Source organism: Methylophaga muralis (assembly GCF_001720165.1).
GTDB lineage: Bacteria > Pseudomonadota > Gammaproteobacteria > Nitrosococcales > Methylophagaceae > Methylophaga > Methylophaga muralis.
The window spans coordinates 1-18,051 of the sequence record NZ_MCRI01000008.1 but is presented as its reverse complement, the minus strand read 5'-3'; the positions used below and the strand labels follow the sequence as shown (position 1 = coordinate 18,051).

Here is an 18,051-nt window from a genome sequence, read left to right as displayed (position 1 = left end):
ATTTATGACTGAAAGTCATACAGAAGAAGCGAGTGTTGTTTCATCAACAGCCGATGTTGGTAAACGTCTGCGTGAAGCTCGGGAAGCAAAGAAGATCTCTATTACTGATGCGGCTGCTCAGCTGAGAGTAACTCGAGATGCAATTGTTCATCTTGAAGAACAAAACTGGGATAGGCTGCACGGTAGAACTTATGCGCGTGGTTATTTTTTGAGTTATGCCAAATTCTTGGGGCTTCCTCAGGATGAAATGCTGGCAGGCTTCAATATTGAGTTCAATGAAACCATTGATCACCGAACACCTTCCATTGCCCCAATACAACAAATAAGACCAGCGAAATCTTCGTTTCAATTGTTGCCGTTTTTACTACTTATCATCGTTGGTATATTGGCTTGGTTTGCCTATCAACAATGGCAACTGACACAAACTGACAATCAGATTAGTGATATTCCTAATCAACCGCTGATAGAGCCATTAGACCCGCTGGAAACTAGCGAAATGTCTCCAATACCAGATACAGAATCGGCTACTGAGCAGTTTGTTGATATCGACGAGCCACTCATATCATCAGAAGAATTAGCTGAAGATCTGATACAAAATGATTCCTCTCAAGTTGATCCGATACCTGTTATGGCAGAATCCGAGCTTGAAGCAACTGCTCCGACAGTTGCTGAGGATTCAAGTCAGAAAAATTTAATCATTGGCATAAACTCTGATTGTTGGGTCGAAGTGCGTGATGCCAATCAGCAAGTGTTGATTAGCCGTGTGGTTAGGGGCGGAAATACGGTCGAGTTGACTGGTACTTCACCTTTGCAAGTTTCACTCGGACAGGCGAATGCAGCTTCAGTCAGATTTGATGGCGAGATAATTGATATTTCAGGATATACCCGTGGTAATGTCGCTCGCTTTACTTTGGGAGCTGACTCCTAATGCATGCACCATCTCCCATTAAGCGGCGAAAATCACGTCAAATCATGGTTGGCAATGTTCCAGTAGGTGGCGATGCGCCAATTGCTGTGCAAAGTATGACCAATACTGAAACTACCGATGTCGCAGCAACAGTTGATCAAATCCAGCGCTTGCAAAAAGTGGGTGCTGATATCGTGCGTGTATCGATTCCTTCTATGGATGCGGCAGAAGCCTTTGGTGCTATTCGCCAGCAGGTGAATATCCCACTTATCGCAGACATTCATTTCGATTATAAAATTGCCTTACGAGTAGCAGAGCTGGGTGTTGATTGTCTGCGGATAAATCCGGGCAACATCGGTCGTGAAGATCGTGTTCGTGCCGTTGTGGATAAGGCACGTGATTTTGGTATTCCAATCCGCATTGGTGTGAACGCCGGTTCTCTAGAGAAAGAATTACAAAAAAAATATGGCGAACCAACGCCAGAGGCACTGGTTGAATCGGCCTTAAGGCATATTGATATTCTGGATCGTTTGAACTTTCCTGATTTTAAAGTGAGTTTGAAGGCATCAGATGTGTTTATGACGGTGCATGCTTATCGTCAATTGGCGGATCAAATTGAACAACCATTGCACTTGGGTATCACAGAAGCTGGCAGCCTGCGCAGCGGTGCAGTGAAATCAGCTATAGGGCTTGGTATGTTGCTCGCTGAAGGTATTGGCGACACGATTCGCGTCTCATTAGCGGCTGATCCGATAGAAGAAATTCGCGTCGGCTTTGATATTCTGAAAAGCCTGCGAATTCGTAGCAAAGGTATCAACCTGATTGCTTGTCCATCCTGCTCCAGACAAGAGTTTGATGTTATATCTACCGTGAATGCGCTTGAAGCACGCCTGGAAGATATTATCGAACCGATGGATGTTGCGGTAATAGGCTGTGTGGTTAACGGCCCTGGTGAAGCCAAAGAGGCTGCAATCGGCTTGACTGGAGGCTCTCCAAATCTGTTATATCGAGATGGAAAACCCCATCATAAATTAGACAATGAATCATTGGTTGATGAGCTGGAAAAAGAGATTCGTCAGCGGATCGCCATGCGTAGCGAACAACCCGCAAAAGTAATTCCGATAAAGGACATAAGCTAAAGGTGGCAGAGATAATCCGTTCTGTCCGGGGAATGAATGACATTCTCCCGGAAATGACGCCGTATTGGCAAGCAGTTGAAACCAGCCTTAAACAGATCCTCGATAGCTATGGTTATCAGGAAATCCGTTTACCTATTCTGGAAAAAACCGAATTATTCAAACGCTCAATTGGTGAAGTCACCGACATTGTTGAAAAGGAAATGTATACCTTTGACGATCGCAATGGTGACAGCCTGACTTTGCGACCAGAAGGCACTGCCGGCTGTGTCAGAGCAGCTATGGAACATGGCATGTTCAATCAACAGCAACGCCTTTGGTATATGGGGCCTATGTTTCGCCATGAACGTCCGCAAAAAGGCCGTTATCGACAGTTTCACCAACTAGGTGTTGAAGCCTATGGTTTCAGCGGTCCGGATATTGATGCGGAAATGATCCTGTTAACGGCACGTTTATGGAAAAAGCTTGGGTTAAAGGATATTACGCTTCAAATCAACTCGCTGGGCAGCACAGAAGCGCGTCTCAATTATCGGGAAAAACTGGTTGAATATTATCAGTCCAATCAAGAGCAATTAGACGAAGACAGTCAGCGTCGTTTATTAACTAATCCTCTTCGCATACTAGATAGTAAAAATCCAGATATGCAGTCACTTAATGAAGCTGCTCCAAAATTGATTGATTATCTGGATGCAGAGTCAGCTGAGCATTTTGAACAGTTATGCGCCACCTTACGTGAAGCGGGTATCGCTTTCGAAATCAATCCACGGCTAGTTCGTGGGCTAGATTATTATGGTAAAACTGTTTTCGAATGGGTGACAGATCAGTTGGGCGCTCAAGGCACCGTGTGTGCCGGTGGACGCTATGACGGACTGATTACTCAACTGGGCGGTAAAGCATCAAGTGCAATCGGTTTTGCCATCGGACTGGAACGATTAATTTCACTATTGGAAGCGGGCGGTACGCTACCTGAAACTAAAGGGCCGGATGTTTATCTGGTTGCTGTCGGTGAAGCTGCTGCTGCGCAATCTTTGTTATTAGCTGAAAGCCTAAGAGACCAGCTACCGGATCTTCGCTTGATTAGCCACTGTGGTGGTGGTAGTTTTAAAAGCCAATTCAAGCGGGCTGATCGCAGTGGAGCGCGCTGGACCTTAATTTTGGGTGAAGAAGAAATGTCGCAGCAACATATTGGTGTTAAAACCATGTCTACTGGCGAGCAACAGACATTAGCCTGGTCGGAGCTAGCAAATTTTCTCTCTACATCACATTTTGATAACCGTTAACAAAAATAAGTAGAAATATGACGCCACTAAATATCGCCGAATGGCAATCACTGGATAGACATTACTCCGATATCAAATACCTGTCGATGCGCGAGCAATTCGTGCTGGATTCGGGTCGGTTTGAGCGGTTTTCTCTGCGTTCGGGCGAACTGTTATTGGATTATTCCAAAAATCGCATTACCCAAGAAACCATCGATAAACTTCTCGCCCTTGCACAAGCTGTTGATATGCAATCATGGATTGAACGCATGTTTTCCGGTGAGCAGATAAATCACACTGAAGGCCGTGCAGTCTTGCATACTGCATTACGTAACCGTGCCAACACACCTGTTATGGTGGATGGTCAGGATGTTATGCCGCAAGTCAATGCGGTTTTAGACAAAATGGCCGCATTCTGCGAGCAGGTTCATACCGGTAAATGGTTGGGTTTTAGCGGCAAAAAAATTACCGATATTGTGAATATCGGCATTGGTGGTTCGGATCTTGGCCCTGCATGATCTGTGATGCACTGGAACCTTACGGTATTGATGGTCTTGAAGCACACTTTGTTTCAAATGTGGATGGTACTGATCTCAGTACAACACTTGAGAAACTCAATCCTGAAACCACGCTTTTTATTGTGGCTTCAAAAACATTTACTACGCAAGAAACCCTCACCAATGCCCAATCTGCTCGTAACTGGTTTTTAAAAGTCGCTACTCAAGCTGATGTGGCCAAGCATTTTGTTGCTGTGTCGACCAATGCTAAAGAAGTTTCAAAATTTGGCATTGATACCGCCAACATGTTTGAAATCTGGGATTGGGTAGGGGGACGCTATTCATTGTGGAGTGCCATCGGACTACCAATCGCGTTGTATGTCGGCATGGATAATTTTATTCGTCTGCTTGAAGGTGGACATGAAATGGATAACCATTTCCGCAGCAAACCATTAGCCGAAAATATCCCGGTTATCATGGGCATGTTGGGGATTTGGTACATTAATTTCTTTAATGCACAGACCCATGCCATTGTGCCCTATGACCATTCATTAGCCCGTTTTCCAAACCATATGCAACAGTTGGATATGGAAAGTAACGGTAAGTTTATTAATCGTCAGGGTGCCCGTATCAGTTATAAAACGGGCCCAGTTATCTGGGGTACTCCGGGCACTAACGGACAACATGCCTATTTTCAGCTGATTCATCAGGGAACACAGTTAATCCCAGTGGATTTCGTGTTACCGGTCAATAGCCATTATCCAGAATGTGATCATCAATCTATTTTGCTGGCAAATGGTTTGGCGCAATCTGAAGCATTAATGAAAGGCAAAAGTGCCGAAGAAGTCAGAGAAGAGCTGATTAAAGAAGGCTATGAAGGCAAAGCCTTGGATGCATTACTGCCGCATAAGGTGTTCCCGGGAAATCGTCCAAGTAACGTTTTGTTATTTCCAAAATTGACGCCTGAAATGCTGGGTCAATTAGTTGCTTTGTATGAACATAAAGTGTTTGTTCAAGGCGTGGTGTGGAATATCAATTCTTTTGATCAATGGGGTGTTGAGCTAGGCAAGCAATTAGCTAAAGCGATATTGCCAGATTTGCAAGGTAATGCAGACATTTCCGTACATGACAGCTCGACCACTGAGCTTATCAAAATGATCCGTGCTTTACGCCAGTAATTATTAAACAAAAGCGGCCCGTGTTCGAACGAGCCGCTTTTTTTTTAATGTTTCTTACGAATAATCAGACCAGCTAACGACGGCAAATTAACTACGATTGAGTATGGTCTATCTGACCATTCAATAGCTTCACTATAGATAAACGAGCTCACTGGATAATTACTGCCGGCGTAATATTCAGAATCAGAGTTAATGATCACCTCGTATTCACCTGCTTCCGGCACACCAATTCGATAATTATCCCGTACTACCGGTGTGAAATTAAACACTGCCACCACAATAGAGTCTTGACCGCGGCGCAGATAACTCAACACCGAATGCTCACGATCATTACAGTCAATCCATTCAAAACCATACGCATCAAAATCATGAAAATGCAGCGCAGGGCTTTCGCGATAAACTTTATTTAAATCGGTGACAATTTGTAACAAACCTTGATGCAATGGATAATCGAGTAAATACCAGTCAAGTGCTTGTTCACTATTCCACTCACTGCCTTGACCAAATTCTGACCCCATAAACAAGAGTTTTTTGCCGGGATAACTATACATAAAGGTATAGAGCAACCGCAGGTTGGCAAATTGCTGCCACTCATCCCCCGGCATCTTGTAACGCATTGATTTTTTGCCGTGTACAACCTCATCGTGAGAGAAGGGTAGGACAAAATTCTCCGTAAATGCATAGAGCAAGCCGAAGGTCAGTTGATCATGATGATAACGGCGGTGGATGGGGTCTTGCTTCATATATTCAAGAATATCGTGCATCCACCCCATATTCCATTTCATCGAAAACCCAAGTCCACCCATATCGGCAGGTCTTGAAACCATTGGATAAGAGGTTGACTCTTCCGCGGCGATAATACAGCCGGGATGAGCCTGATGCAGAATGGTGTTTACTTCTTTGAGGAAACTGATCACTTCAAGGTTTTCGCGACCACCATGAATGTTTGGTAACCATTGTCCTTCCTGGCGCGAATAATCCAGATACAACATTGACGCTACTGCATCGACACGCAGTCCATCAATATGGAATTCTTCCAGCCAGAAAAACGCACTGGATAACAAAAAGTTACGAACTTCATTGCGACCATAATTGAAAATTAATGTGCCCCAATCCTGATGTTCACCACGTCGTGGATCTTCATGTTCGTAAAGAGCTGTGCCATCAAATCGAGCCAAACCGAAACTGTCTTTTGGAAAATGGCCGGGCACCCAATCAAGGATTACACCGATATTATTTTGATGACATTGATCCACCAGATAGCGGAAATCATCCGGCGAACCAAAGCGACTGGTCGCAGCATAATAGCCTGTCGTCTGATACCCCCACGAGATATCCAGCGGATGTTCGGTAATAGGTAACAGTTCAATATGAGTGAAGCCCATTTTGGTGACGTATGGCACCAGTTTGTCAGCAAGTTGGCGATAAGTGCAAAAGCTGCCATCACTCTGTTTTTGCCAGGAGCCAAGATGCACTTCATAAACACTATGTGGCGCATTTAACCAATTGGTATGCTCTCTCGTGGACATCCAGTCCCTATCCTGCCATTGATATTCGCTATCAAATATTACCGAGGCGGTATTGGGGCGAAGTTCTGCTTGCTGGCAATAAGGATCCATTTTCAGGTGCAGACTGCCATCTTGATGGTTACGTATTTCAAATTTATAGAGTTCGCCGATACCGATACCTGGAATAAATAATTCCCAAACACCGGTGCTGCCTCGTGAACGCATCGGGTGACAACGTCCGTCCCAGCGATTAAAGCTACCTACTACACTGACACGTTGAGCATTGGGAGCCCAAGTAGCAAATACAACGCCTTCTACACCATTAATGATGCGTTTATGCGAGCCAAGAATACGATAGGCATGCCAGTGTTTTCCCTCAGCAAACAAATACAAATCATAATCTGAAATCTGCGGAGCAAAGCAGTAAGGGTCATAATGACTGTGAATTTCATTTTTTACAGTTGTACGATGAATTTGGTAGGGAACTTCTAAATCATCTGACTGGCCTGACCACTCAAAGATATCCGTCCCTGGTACCCGTTTCATGGGAAGATTCTTCTTACCCACTGAAGCTGATTCGGTATGCGGCAAAAAAGCTCTAACATTCACACCAGTTTTAGTTGGATGACGTCCCAATACTGCAAAGGGATCATGATGTCTGGCCTCTATGATTTTAAGTTGGTCGTCTGTCAAATTTTGTTCAAAAACCATAGATATACTGTCCTATAAATTTTTCTATTGCTGTCCACCTTACCGATGTGGCACGCTTAAAGCCATTACAACATATTTCACTGCATAGCTGGCCGGAGAATTAAATATGCCAAAAAATAATAGCACGCGTTTTGTCAGTCGACTGACCAGGGATACATTGGCACTGATCCTGGCAGGTGGGCGTGGCTCGCGTCTAAAACAACTGACAGGATGGCGGGCAAAACCCGCTGTGCCATTTGGTGGGAAATTCAGAATTATCGATTTTCCTCTGTCAAATTGCGTTAATTCAGGTATCCGCCGGGTAGGAATTTTAACGCAATATAAAGCGCATTCATTGATTCGCCACATTCAACAAGGTTGGGGATTTATGCGTGGTGACTTGGGTGAGTTTGTCGAATTATTACCCGCTTCGCAACGTACAGAGCAGGGATGGTATACCGGCACGGCCGATGCGGTTTATCAAAATATTGATATCTTGCGAAATCATGGTCCTGAATATGTATTGATCCTTGCCGGCGACCATATCTACAAAATGGATTACGGCGATATGCTGGCCGAGCATGTTGCCCAAAATGCCGATATGACGATTGGTTGTATCGAAGTACCGTTGGATCAAGCCAAAGCGTTTGGGGTTATGTCAGTTGATTTAAACCATCGTATCGTTGCTTTTAATGAAAAACCTGAAAACCCTACGCCAATTCCTGGTTCGGATGATGTGGCGTTGGCCTCCATGGGTATTTATATTTTCAACGCGGGTTTTCTGTACGAGCAATTAATTAAAGATGCGGATAATTCCCGATCCAGCCATGATTTTGGGCACGACATCATTCCTTCTTTAATTCAAAAATATAAAGTCGTCGCGTTTCCTTACAAAGATGTTCAAGGGAATGATCCCGGTTACTGGCGTGATGTCGGAACTATAGATGCTTTCTGGTCAGCTAATCTGGAGTTGATAGGCGTCACACCCGAGTTAAACCTGTACGACGAAGACTGGCCAATCTGGACACACCAGGCTCAACTGCCACCTGCCAAATTTGTGTTTGATGACGATGATCGTCGCGGTATGGCCGTCGATTCAATGGTTTCAGGCGGCTGTATCATTTCTGGATCTGTCGTACGACACTCCGTTCTGTTCTCGAACGTTGAAGTACTGAGCTATAGTCTTATCGAAGATAGTGTTGTATTACCTGATGTTACTGTTGGTAGGCATTGTCGCCTAAAGAAAGTTGTGTTGGATAAAGGCTGTATCGTTCCTGAGGGCACGATTATCGGTGAAGATCCGGTATTGGATGCACAACGCTTTGAAGTTTCACCTAATGGTGTCGTTTTAGTGACACCTGAAATGCTGGGGCAAAATTACCGTTATGTCCGATAAATTAAAAGTTGTTCTTTGCTGGCACATGCACCAGCCGCAGTACAGTGAGCCGATGGGGGGGAATTATCAGCTTCCCTGGACCTATTTGCATGCGATAAAAGATTACGCAGATATGGCGTGGCATCTTGAAAATGTTTCTGAAGCTAAGGCGGTAGTGAATTTTGCGCCAACTTTATTGGAACAAATTGATGATTATGATCAGCAGTTAAAAGGCCGTTTTAAAGGTACGGGCCGTTTGAAAGATCCATTGTTAATTGCATTGGATTCACCGGTACAACCGGTGCATGCTGGTGAACGACGGAAATTGATAAATGCCTGTCTAAGAGCAAATGAAGAAAAATTGATAGCACCGTTTCCGCATTTTGCACGGTTGGCCGAAATTGCCCGTTGGGCATTGGAACAGACGGAACGTCTCCGTTATCTCAATGAACAATATTTGGTGGATTTGCTGGTTTGGTATCACTTAGTTTGGATGGCTGAATCGGTACGACGTAGTGATATTCGTATTCAGAATCTGATGAAAAAAGGCCATTTTTTTACTTTTCATGATCGGCGCCAGTTATTGACGGTCATCAGTGAAATCTTAAGTGACTTGATTCCACGTTACCGTCGTTTAGCGGAGTCGGGACGAGTAGAATTATCGGTCACACCATACGCCCATCCTATCTTGCCGTTGTTATTGGATATCAACAGTACGCTTGAAGCTATGCCTGATGCTCCTTTACCGGAAATTACCGAATATCCTGGTGGTGAGGCTCGAGCTCATTGGCAAATGGAAGAGGGCTTGCGAGTATTTGAGTCATTTTTCGGATTTCGCCCTAAGGGCTGCTGGCCCTCTGAGGGAGCAGTATCTGATGCAACATTGCCATTAATAGCAGAACATGGTTTCAGTTGGACCGCTACAGGTGAAAATGTCTTGCGTAATAGCCTGAATAAGTCGGACATGCCTGAGGCAAATATCCATAAACCTTATCGATTGAAAGATTTACCTCCGGCGTGTTTTTTCCGTGATGATGGCTTGTCGGATATGATTGGTTTTATCTACACCAAATGGAGTGCTGAAGATGCGGTAAATGATTTTATTAGTCATTTACTGAATATTAAAGCTACAACCGAAGATGATCCTGATCGGGTGGTTTCCGTCATTCTCGATGGTGAAAATGCCTGGGAGTATTACTCCTACAATGGGTTTTATTTCTTGCAGAGTTTGTATAAGCAATTGTCGCAACATCCAGAGCTTGAACTCACGACCTTTAGCGAATGTTTAGAAAGTGGCGTAACTCCGGGTTCCCTCCCTGAAATGGTGGCTGGAAGTTGGGTATATGGATCCTTTTCGACATGGATTGGTGATGCTGATAAAAATCGTGGGTGGGATTTGCTCAGTCAGGTCAAACAGGTTTATGACCAAAAAATGGCTACCACCACTTTTGATGAAGAGATGCAGCTAGCGATAGATAGACAGCTGGCAATTTGTGAAGGATCGGACTGGTTCTGGTGGTTTGGCGATTACAACTCAGCAGACAGTGTCAGCGATTTTGAGCGGCTGTTCAGATTACATTTATCCAACCTCTATCAAATGCTGGGAGAAGAAGTGCCGCAGATATTGTCAGAAGTCGTATCTTTTGGTGGAGGTGAGGCTGAACAAGGCGGCACAATGCGTCGTGGCGGCTAATACATGAAACAGGCACATATTTTTGATAACCGTCGCACAGGCGTTTTATTACACATTACGAGTTTGCCGTCTGGAAATTTAGGCGCTGATGCATATCGCTTTATAGACTTTCTGCAACAAGCAGGAGTAACCGTCTGGCAGATGCTGCCATTAGGGCCAACCCATGAGGATGGTTCACCCTATCAGTGCTTATCCGCTCATGCTGGCAATAATAAGTTGTTGTGCATTGATTCCATTAAGGCTAAACCTTGGTGTCGTAATGAAGATTTGGCTGGTAAAAAAGTGTTCACTATCGTGGTGAATGCTTATAAACAATTTGTTGAGCATGCAACAGAAGCGGATTGGACGGCTTTCAATGAATTCTGTCAACTTCAGGCCTTCTGGCTCGAAGATTATGTTTTATATCGGGAAATACGCAACCTGAATCATGCAATGCCATGGTTTGAATGGCCTGAACCACTCCGCGACAGGCAGCCGGCAGCTTTGAAAGAACTAGCTGAACAACGAACTGAATCATTAACCATTCGCCGTTTCGAGCAATTTCTTTTTTTCCAGCAATGGCAAAATCTAAAAACCTATGCCAATCAACACCAAATCAAATTATTTGGTGATATGCCTATTTTTGTTGCTCATGACAGTGCGGATGTCTGGGCTGCACCAGAACTATTTACTTTAGACGCCACTGGACAAGCAACCAAGGTTACAGGGGTTCCCCCAGATTATTTCTCAGCCACAGGGCAGCGCTGGGGCAATCCGCTTTATGATTGGCAGGCGCACATCAAAGAGGATTTCAGTTGGTGGTTAAAACGGCTTGCCACACAATTAGATTTGTTTGATTTAATTCGTATTGACCACTTCAGAGGATTTGAAGCCTGCTGGGAAATCCCAGCCAGCTGTGAAACAGCTATGGAAGGTGAATGGGGCAAAGCACCTGGAGAAGCTTTATTCAAAAAGCTGGTTTCTGAGTTTGGGGAGCTTCCGCTGGTTGCTGAAGATTTGGGTATTATTACCGCTGAAGTCACTGCTTTGCGCGAGCAGTTCGCGATGCCCGGTATGAAGATTTTACAATTTGCCTTTGGTGGTGATGCCGACAATCCTTATCTGCCTCACAAGCATTGTAACGATAGCATTACCTATACGGGCACTCATGATAACAATACTAGTTTGGGTTGGTATGATGAGATTGATGAGGCGACTCGCCAACACTTACATCAATATATCGGACCTAGTGAAGAGGCGATGCCTTGGTTGCTGATCCGTGTAGCCCTAAAGTCAGTTTCACAACTGGCAGTTATACCAATGCAGGATTTACTTGAATTGGGCGGTGAGCATCGTATGAACGTTCCCGGAACTATGGAAGGTAACTGGAAATGGCAGTTTGAGTGGACTATGCTTCCTGAAGGTTGCGCTGAAAAGTTAAGACAACTTAATCAAATATACGGACGCATCATTTATGAATAATTCAGACGAATATTATTATAGTGAGTCGCATGTTTGGCTGGAACAACAAGGAACGGGAATTTTTACTCTTGGAATTACTGAGCATGCTCAGGATAGTTTGGGTGACATAGTCTTTGTTGAGTTGCCAGCAGAAGGCCAGGAGTTTGCTGCGGGAGAGGCCTGTGCAGTAATTGAATCAGTTAAATCGGCTTCGGATGTGGTTATGCCAATCAGTGGTGAAATTATTGCCATCAATCAACAACTGGTTGAAATGCCTGAGCTGATCAATCAAGAACCATTCAATAATGGTTGGATTGTGCGCTTTCGTTCTGATCTTCCTATCGAAGAAGTTACAGCAGAGTTAATGACCGCTATGGACTATGATGCTTTTTTAGACCAATAGACCGCACCTAATATGCTGGGGCGGCGGGCGCCAGTTACCTCACGTAAATCAAGCGCATTGTGTTGCAATGTTTGCTCGGCAAGCCATCCAAATGCAGCAGCCTCAACCCATTGAGGATCTAAGCCAATCATTGCTGTAGTCATGACCTCTATAGTATCCAAGGCATTTTGCAGTTGTCGCATTAAAGCTGCGTTTCTAGCACCGCCACCACATACGTAAACTTTGTCTGTTTGACTGGCATATTGATGTATAGCATCAACAATGGTTGATACTGTAAAAGCCATCAGAGTCGCTTGCACATCTTGCGCATCAAGATCTGAAATGCCAGCTAAGCTTAATTGCTGCATTAACCAGCCTAAATTAAACAATTCACAACCGGTGCTTTTAGGTATTTTTCGTGCGAAATAAGGATCGGACTTTAATTTCAGTAATAAAGACTGACTTACTTGGCCACCTTCAGCCCATTTACCTTCATTATCAAAAGCCTGCTGTCTATGCTGCTGAATCCATGCATCCATAAGGGTATTGCCGGGTCCAGTATCAAATCCTTGCAAAATGCTATGCGAATTGGCCGTTAATATACTGATATTGCTGATGCCACCGATATTCAAAATTACCCTGTTTTCACTATCCGAACGAAACAGAGCAGCATGAAAAGCCGGAACCAAAGGGGCGCCTTGCCCGCCATTTATCATATCTCGCTGGCGAAAATCACAAACGGTGGTAATACCGGTTTTTTCAGCAACAACATTGCCATTGCCGATTTGCATACTAAAGGGGTATTTTGAGTCGGGAGAATGGAATATCGTTTGGCCATGACAGCCTATGCCATCAATTTGAGCAGGAGAAATGCCTGACGATGCTAGCAGGGTGTTAATAGCGTCGGCATAAGCATGACCCAGCTGAACATCTAATTCACCCAACTGGGAGAGCTGACAATGCTGAGAACGAATTAAATCCGTTAGCGTTGTTTGCAGCTCAGCAGCAAATTCTGCTGAGTGATGGGCAATTAATCTAGGTTGATCCGTAGGCGATGTTTCAATTAACGCTACATCAATAGCATCCAGGCTTGTGCCTGACATTACACCGATGTAAAAGCCCATTCTGAATATTTTAATCTTGGCGTAAGGCCAAGGTTGGTACTTGTATATTATCTAAGCTGGCAATTAGTGGTTGTGCAGTGGTTTTGAACTGCGCCAGATATTGACTTGGAATTGGTTCAGCTTTTGGTAAAGTTACTGTTAAAGGATTTTTATGCACACCATCTACACGGAATTCATAATGCAAGTGTGGGCCGGTTGCCAAACCACTCATGCCGATATAACCAATAACTTCACCTTGTCTTACACGCTGGCCAACACGAATACCTTTTTTATAACTAGACATGTGGGCAAACAGCGTTGTGTAACGACCGCCATGAGATAAAACTACCGTGCGGCCATACCCACCTTTCGTTCCAACAAAATCTACTTTACCGTCACCAGTAGCCAGTATTGGCGTTCCAGTAGGAGCCGCATAATCTACGCCACGATGTGGACGATTGGTTTGTAAAACAGGGTGTTTACGATTCGGATTAAAGCCAGAACTGATGCGTGAAATAGGCACCGGTGTTCTTGTGAAGGCTTTACGCATACTATCTCCGTTAGGAGTATAGAAACGGCTTTCACCATTGCTATCAGTGAAACGAATAGCTCTGAAGGTGTTACCACGATTAGTAAACTCTGCTGCCAGAATTTCACCATCGGCCACTTTTTCGCCGTCTAAAAAGTTTTCGTTATAAATAACTTTAAAACTGTCGCCCTTACGTAGGTCCAAAGCAAAATCTACGTCCCAGCCAAAAATATGCGCCATTTCCATAATTAATCGGTCTGACATACCGGCTTTTTGTCCATCAACAAACAATGAACTTTGAATCTCACCAGCAACCAGTTGACGTTGCTTATCTAGTTCGCGTTCAACAACTTCGGTTTCAAAACCTTGCTCAGTTGCTGTTAACGTCAAGGTTTTCATTGGGTTTAATTGCAATTGAAGTTGTTTTAAAACTAACTTTTGTTCACTATCAGTGACTGTTCCAAAACGTACTATTTGACCAGGTCTAAGATTAAGTAGTGCTTTAGCATCTTCACCAGCAGTCTGAGCAACGTTATAAACATCACGAGCACCTAAACCAGCTCTTGGGAAAATTAATGAGAGGTTATCACCGGACTTAACTTCAACTTCTTGCCAGCTCATCTCACCATTACTTGCGTCGTTAGCTGTTACATCTTGGGGTGATGTCGCATCGATAATACTCGAAACTTCAGTTTCAACCACCGGAGTTGGTTGACTCAGATGTAGACGCTCAATTTCAGATGACTCGTCCAAAGTAATATCTTTCTGTTCTGTTTCAGCTTCTTCAATTATTGCAGTATCGATAGATGTCGTTTCAGTCTCAACAGACTGTACCGATAGTGGAATAACTGATTGAGTTGCAGAGGCGGAAGATTCACTTTCAGTCGGCATGTTAGGTAAAGTAACAGCCTGTGTTTGACTGGTTGTGGAGCTAGGTTCACTTGTCGCCAATACGATACCGGTTATAAAAATACCGGTAAGAGCTAACAAAGATAGGATTGGAATATGTCTGTTTTTGTGGGGAGACAGCGTTTCAGATTTAAATAATTTTGATTGCTGTGATGAGCTCAGAAGTCTATTACGTTTCTTCATGGGCATTCCCTGTTTATAGTAAATTCGTGCAATTCTCTCAGCATTTGCTCGGAATTGAAACCCCTAGAAGGCAAGATCTTGTGTTATATTGCCCGCCAATTTTTATATCGCGGAGAACGATGATGAGAACTGTACAAGAAACCTTGGCAGAAATCCGTCGTGGATCAGAAGAAATTCTGGTTGAAAAAGAGTTAATTGAAAAGCTGGAAACGGGTAAACCACTGCGTATCAAGGCGGGTTTTGATCCAACGGCACCAGACTTGCATCTTGGTCATACCGTATTGCTGAATAAGCTAAAGTTGTTCCAAGATCTAGGACATGAAATCCTATTTTTGATTGGCGATTTTACCGGAATGATTGGTGATCCAACCGGTAAAAATGTGACACGCAAGCCATTAACTCCCGAACAAGTGAAGCAGAATGCGGAAACTTATCAAAAACAGGTTTTCAAAATACTTGATCCCGAACGTACTCAAGTAGTTTTCAATTCACATTGGATGAACGAATTGTCCTCTGCTGACATGATTCGTTTGGCCTCGCATCATACTGTTGCACGCATGCTCGAACGTGACGATTTTCATAAACGTTATACGGGCGGGCAACCTATTGCGATTCACGAGTTTTTATATCCTTTAATACAAGGTTACGATTCCGTTGTGTTGGATGCTGATGTTGAGCTAGGCGGAACCGATCAAAAGTTTAATCTGTTGATGGGCCGTGAATTACAGAAAGCTTATGGCAAATCGCCGCAATGTATTTTAACCATGCCGCTTCTGGTTGGGCTGGATGGCGTACAGAAGATGTCCAAATCCTTGGGGAATTACATTGGTATAGATGAGAGCCCTAAGGATATCTTTGGCAAACTGATGTCAATTTCAGATGAGTTGATGTGGCGTTATATTGAGTTACTGAGCTTTAAGTCGTTAACGGATATTGCAGACTGGAAACAATCTGTTGCTGATGGTCGTAATCCAATTGAAGTCAAAAAGTTATTTGCTGAAGAGATTGTCTCACGGTTTCACGGTGACGCAGCTGGTCCACAAGCAAGGCTTGATTTTGAAAGTCAATTTAAAAAAGGCGAAATCCCAGACGATATTGCTGAAGTGAATTTGACTGTTGGCGCCGAAGGGATGCCAATTGCAAATGTTCTTAAAGAAGCTGGACTTACTGTCAGTACTTCCGAAGCCTTAAGAATGATTAAACAGGGCGCAGTAAAAATTGACAGCGAAAAGATGGATAACAAAGATTTGATTGTGATGCATGATCAGCAGCTGATTATCCAAGTTGGCAAAAGAAAATATGCAAAAGTGCTGACCATTCAATAGCCGGCTTTTCAATTCAATGGAGTCAATTCATCGGCAAGGGCTCTGCCACATCGTTTACATGAAGATTGTTGGTCCTTTGCAACGTAATCCTTTTCATTGAAGGTTGATTTAAAAATTAATACCGCCGCTTTTCCGAAGCCATAGCTGGTAAGTAACAAACTACTATATAAATAGATAGTAAAAGCCAAACTCCAAAAAGTTATTTCTTGGTACAGTTCAGACAATGGATCAGTCACTGGAAAAATGGCATGTAGTAAAAACAGACTTGAGTTAGTGAATGCGCCGATTACCATAGCCCAGCATACATGCCATGGCAGTCGAACTCTCGTCGCGTAAAAGCCCAATATTAACGCGCTCATAATTAAAAAATCTAAATGCGCCTGTAGTACTCGAACAGGTCTGCCAGGTATGAGCCATTGCAAAAAAGCAATCTCGTTATATAACCCTACTAAAATCCACGCTAAGAGCAGTGCCATCAATATCCACAATGTCGCTCCGCGGAGAAGAACCAGATTCACGCGATTTGTTGAGTTTGGCATTTTTATTTCCTGTGCGTTAAACATCCGAGTACATTTTGCACACTCAACTTAAGATCATCTTTTCTCCATGGGTATGATAATTTGACTAAATCGGAACAAATGACATGTAGGCTATGATGATGGATGCAATTGTTGGCTCAACCTCCATAGACAGGTTATCTGGGCAAAGATTTTCTACAGCAGATCTGCCAAAAAAGGACCGATTGGAATGGCTAAAAGAAGTGATTGGTCGGGAATACGCCAATGTAGAAATTACGCCACCCAAAAAAGGCGAATTGTTTAACGAAATGTCGATTTATCCATGGCAGCAATTACGTTTATCGACGATTCGTTCTCATGCTATATCTCTGGAACGCTTATCTCCAGAACCATCATCAGATAATCAGGATTGTTATTTTGCTGTAATGCTATGTTCCGGAAACTACAAACTTGAGCAGGCTGGCAGAGAAGTTTTTTTAAAAGCCGGGGAGATGACGTTTTACGATGCTACTCGACCACATCGGATTAGCATTCCACAATCCTTTAGCAAAGTACTGGTTTCAATACCGCGATCTTTGTTAAAACAAACCATTAGAAATGTAGACGATCTGACAGCAACCAAAATTTCGCCAACAAGTGGACTGCCAGCCATAACCACAAATTTCATTCAAACTACGGTTCAGCAACTCAGTTCACTAAAACAGTCGGAATTTAACTCATTATCTGAACAGTTGCTCAATATGTTTACTCTGACATTATCAGGTACAGAAACAGCGCAGCTTCAATCAAATACCAAACATCGCCGATTATTACTTACCCGCGTGAAACAACAAATCATGACTCAATTATTTGATCCAGACTTGGATGCAAATGTCATAGCCAGTCGAATCGGCATTTCTAAACGTTATTTGAATAATCTTTTCCATGAAGAAGAAACTTCGTTGATGGGGTTTGTTTTAGATCACCGAATGGCTGAATGCCGAAAACAGTTACTTAATATAATGCAACAAGAAAAGACCATATCCGAAATTGCTTTTCAGGCAGGCTTCAACAATATGTCGCATTTCAGCCGAGTGTTTAAAAGTTACTTCGGACATTCACCCCGAGAATACCGACAGCTTTATCTCAACAAATAAAAGACACTAGGTTTGAAACAGTGGAATTTTGGTTTCCAACGGAGCGCTAGGATTCGAATTTTGCTCGAATATCTGGTTAATTTGGCGTGGATATAGATAAAAATATTCTATCTTTAAAGTTTTTTTCTTATCAATTCATAAAGCTAGCACATCATTAATGCAATTAAGAAAAACTTCCTGTTGACGAATGAATTTCAATCTGTAGAATGCGCCGTTCTGTTTCGACAGACACTCCTCAGCGCTGATAAATAAACGCGTTGAGGGTTGACAGATTAAGCGGGGT

General features: G+C 43.4%; 13 protein-coding genes and 1 pseudogene. 10 read left to right on the top strand and 4 right to left on the bottom strand.

All coding sequences use genetic code 11. The features are described from left to right. Positions 1-4 precede the first annotated feature (4 nt). The 4 genes and pseudogenes from A9E74_RS05230 (at position 5) to pgi (ending at position 4,977) form a co-directional block, all read left to right on the top strand. Complete coding sequence (locus A9E74_RS05230) at positions 5-928, top strand: RodZ domain-containing protein (protein WP_069295602.1); 924 nt, start codon at positions 5-7, stop codon at positions 926-928. Further along, complete coding sequence (ispG, locus tag A9E74_RS05225) at positions 928-2,046, top strand: flavodoxin-dependent (E)-4-hydroxy-3-methylbut-2-enyl-diphosphate synthase (protein WP_069295601.1); 1,119 nt, start codon at positions 928-930, stop codon at positions 2,044-2,046. The genes A9E74_RS05230 and ispG overlap by 1 nt, the downstream gene beginning before the upstream one ends. 2 nt (positions 2,047-2,048) lie before the next feature. Beyond that, complete coding sequence (gene hisS / locus A9E74_RS05220) at positions 2,049-3,323, top strand: histidine--tRNA ligase (RefSeq protein ID WP_069295600.1); 1,275 nt, start codon at positions 2,049-2,051, stop codon at positions 3,321-3,323. A gap of 17 nt (positions 3,324-3,340) precedes the next feature. Then, positions 3,341-4,977 (top strand): annotated as a pseudogene (pgi, locus tag A9E74_RS05215) (glucose-6-phosphate isomerase). A 44-nt stretch (positions 4,978-5,021) separates the two neighbouring features. Here pgi and glgB read toward each other — a convergent pair. Next, positions 5,022-7,196: a 1,4-alpha-glucan branching protein GlgB gene (gene glgB, locus A9E74_RS05210; protein ID WP_069295599.1), complete on the bottom strand. Its 2,175-nt coding sequence runs from the start codon at positions 7,194-7,196 to the stop codon at positions 5,022-5,024. A gap of 106 nt (positions 7,197-7,302) precedes the next feature. On the opposite strand from glgB, the gene glgC reads away from it, so the two are divergent. Genes glgC through gcvH form a run of 4 tightly spaced genes read left to right on the top strand, consistent with a single transcriptional unit; the run spans position 7,303 to position 12,086 of the window. Further along, positions 7,303-8,571 (top strand): glucose-1-phosphate adenylyltransferase, encoded by a 1,269-nt coding sequence (glgC, locus tag A9E74_RS05205; protein ID WP_069295598.1) that lies wholly within the window; start codon positions 7,303-7,305, stop codon positions 8,569-8,571. Continuing rightward, positions 8,561-10,243: a glycoside hydrolase family 57 protein gene (locus A9E74_RS05200; RefSeq protein ID WP_069295597.1), complete on the top strand. Its 1,683-nt coding sequence runs from the start codon at positions 8,561-8,563 to the stop codon at positions 10,241-10,243. The genes glgC and A9E74_RS05200 overlap by 11 nt, the downstream gene beginning before the upstream one ends. Before the next feature lie 3 nt (positions 10,244-10,246). After that, a complete protein-coding gene (gene malQ / locus A9E74_RS05195) occupies positions 10,247-11,704 on the top strand; it encodes a 4-alpha-glucanotransferase (RefSeq protein ID WP_069295596.1) in 1,458 nt (485 codons plus the stop codon). Next, positions 11,697-12,086, top strand: a complete 390-nt coding sequence (gene gcvH / locus A9E74_RS05190; RefSeq protein WP_069295595.1) for a glycine cleavage system protein GcvH — start codon at positions 11,697-11,699, stop codon at positions 12,084-12,086. The genes malQ and gcvH overlap by 8 nt, the downstream gene beginning before the upstream one ends. Here gcvH and A9E74_RS05185 read toward each other — a convergent pair. Both A9E74_RS05185 and A9E74_RS05180 read right to left on the bottom strand, forming a co-directional pair. Beyond that, on the bottom strand, positions 12,062-13,168 hold the full coding sequence (locus tag A9E74_RS05185; RefSeq protein ID WP_245652057.1) for an anhydro-N-acetylmuramic acid kinase: 1,107 nt from the start codon (positions 13,166-13,168) through the stop codon (positions 12,062-12,064). The genes gcvH and A9E74_RS05185 overlap by 25 nt on opposite strands. Positions 13,169-13,199: 31 nt before the next feature. Continuing rightward, entirely contained in the window at positions 13,200-14,789 is a 1,590-nt protein-coding gene (locus A9E74_RS05180) for a M23 family metallopeptidase (protein WP_069295593.1), read from the bottom strand. A 122-nt stretch (positions 14,790-14,911) separates the two neighbouring features. Between A9E74_RS05180 and tyrS the strand changes: the two genes are divergently transcribed. Then, positions 14,912-16,114: a tyrosine--tRNA ligase gene (gene tyrS / locus A9E74_RS05175; protein WP_069295592.1), complete on the top strand. Its 1,203-nt coding sequence runs from the start codon at positions 14,912-14,914 to the stop codon at positions 16,112-16,114. 8 nt (positions 16,115-16,122) lie between these two features. Here tyrS and A9E74_RS05170 read toward each other — a convergent pair whose 3' ends face one another. Further along, positions 16,123-16,653 carry a hypothetical protein gene (locus A9E74_RS05170; RefSeq protein WP_069295591.1) on the bottom strand — a complete coding sequence of 177 codons (531 nt, stop codon included), beginning with the start codon at positions 16,651-16,653 and terminating at the stop codon, positions 16,123-16,125. 113 nt (positions 16,654-16,766) lie between these two features. On the opposite strand from A9E74_RS05170, the gene A9E74_RS05165 reads away from it, so the two are divergent. Next, positions 16,767-17,768, top strand: coding sequence for a helix-turn-helix domain-containing protein (locus A9E74_RS05165; RefSeq protein WP_069295590.1), 1,002 nt, complete (start codon positions 16,767-16,769; stop codon positions 17,766-17,768). Positions 17,769-18,051 lie beyond the last annotated feature (283 nt).

What these genes read in the sequence shown, in the direction of transcription:
- glgB (WP_069295599.1), bottom strand. Translation starts at nt 7,196, where the DNA reads ATGGTTTTTGAACAAAATTTGACAGACGACCAACTTAAAATCATAGAG.
- gcvH (WP_069295595.1), top strand. Translation starts at nt 11,697, where the DNA reads ATGAATAATTCAGACGAATATTATTATAGTGAGTCGCATGTTTGGCTG.
- tyrS (WP_069295592.1), top strand. Translation starts at nt 14,912, where the DNA reads ATGAGAACTGTACAAGAAACCTTGGCAGAAATCCGTCGTGGATCAGAA.
- A9E74_RS05180 (WP_069295593.1), bottom strand. Translation starts at nt 14,789, where the DNA reads ATGAAGAAACGTAATAGACTTCTGAGCTCATCACAGCAATCAAAATTA.
- ispG (WP_069295601.1), top strand. Translation starts at nt 928, where the DNA reads ATGCATGCACCATCTCCCATTAAGCGGCGAAAATCACGTCAAATCATG.
- malQ (WP_069295596.1), top strand. Translation starts at nt 10,247, where the DNA reads ATGAAACAGGCACATATTTTTGATAACCGTCGCACAGGCGTTTTATTA.
- glgC (WP_069295598.1), top strand. Translation starts at nt 7,303, where the DNA reads ATGCCAAAAAATAATAGCACGCGTTTTGTCAGTCGACTGACCAGGGAT.
- A9E74_RS05200 (WP_069295597.1), top strand. Translation starts at nt 8,561, where the DNA reads ATGTCCGATAAATTAAAAGTTGTTCTTTGCTGGCACATGCACCAGCCG.
- A9E74_RS05165 (WP_069295590.1), top strand. Translation starts at nt 16,767, where the DNA reads ATGATGATGGATGCAATTGTTGGCTCAACCTCCATAGACAGGTTATCT.
- A9E74_RS05185 (WP_245652057.1), bottom strand. Translation starts at nt 13,168, where the DNA reads ATGTCAGGCACAAGCCTGGATGCTATTGATGTAGCGTTAATTGAAACA.
- A9E74_RS05170 (WP_069295591.1), bottom strand. Translation starts at nt 16,653, where the DNA reads ATGCCAAACTCAACAAATCGCGTGAATCTGGTTCTTCTCCGCGGAGCG.
- A9E74_RS05230 (WP_069295602.1), top strand. Translation starts at nt 5, where the DNA reads ATGACTGAAAGTCATACAGAAGAAGCGAGTGTTGTTTCATCAACAGCC.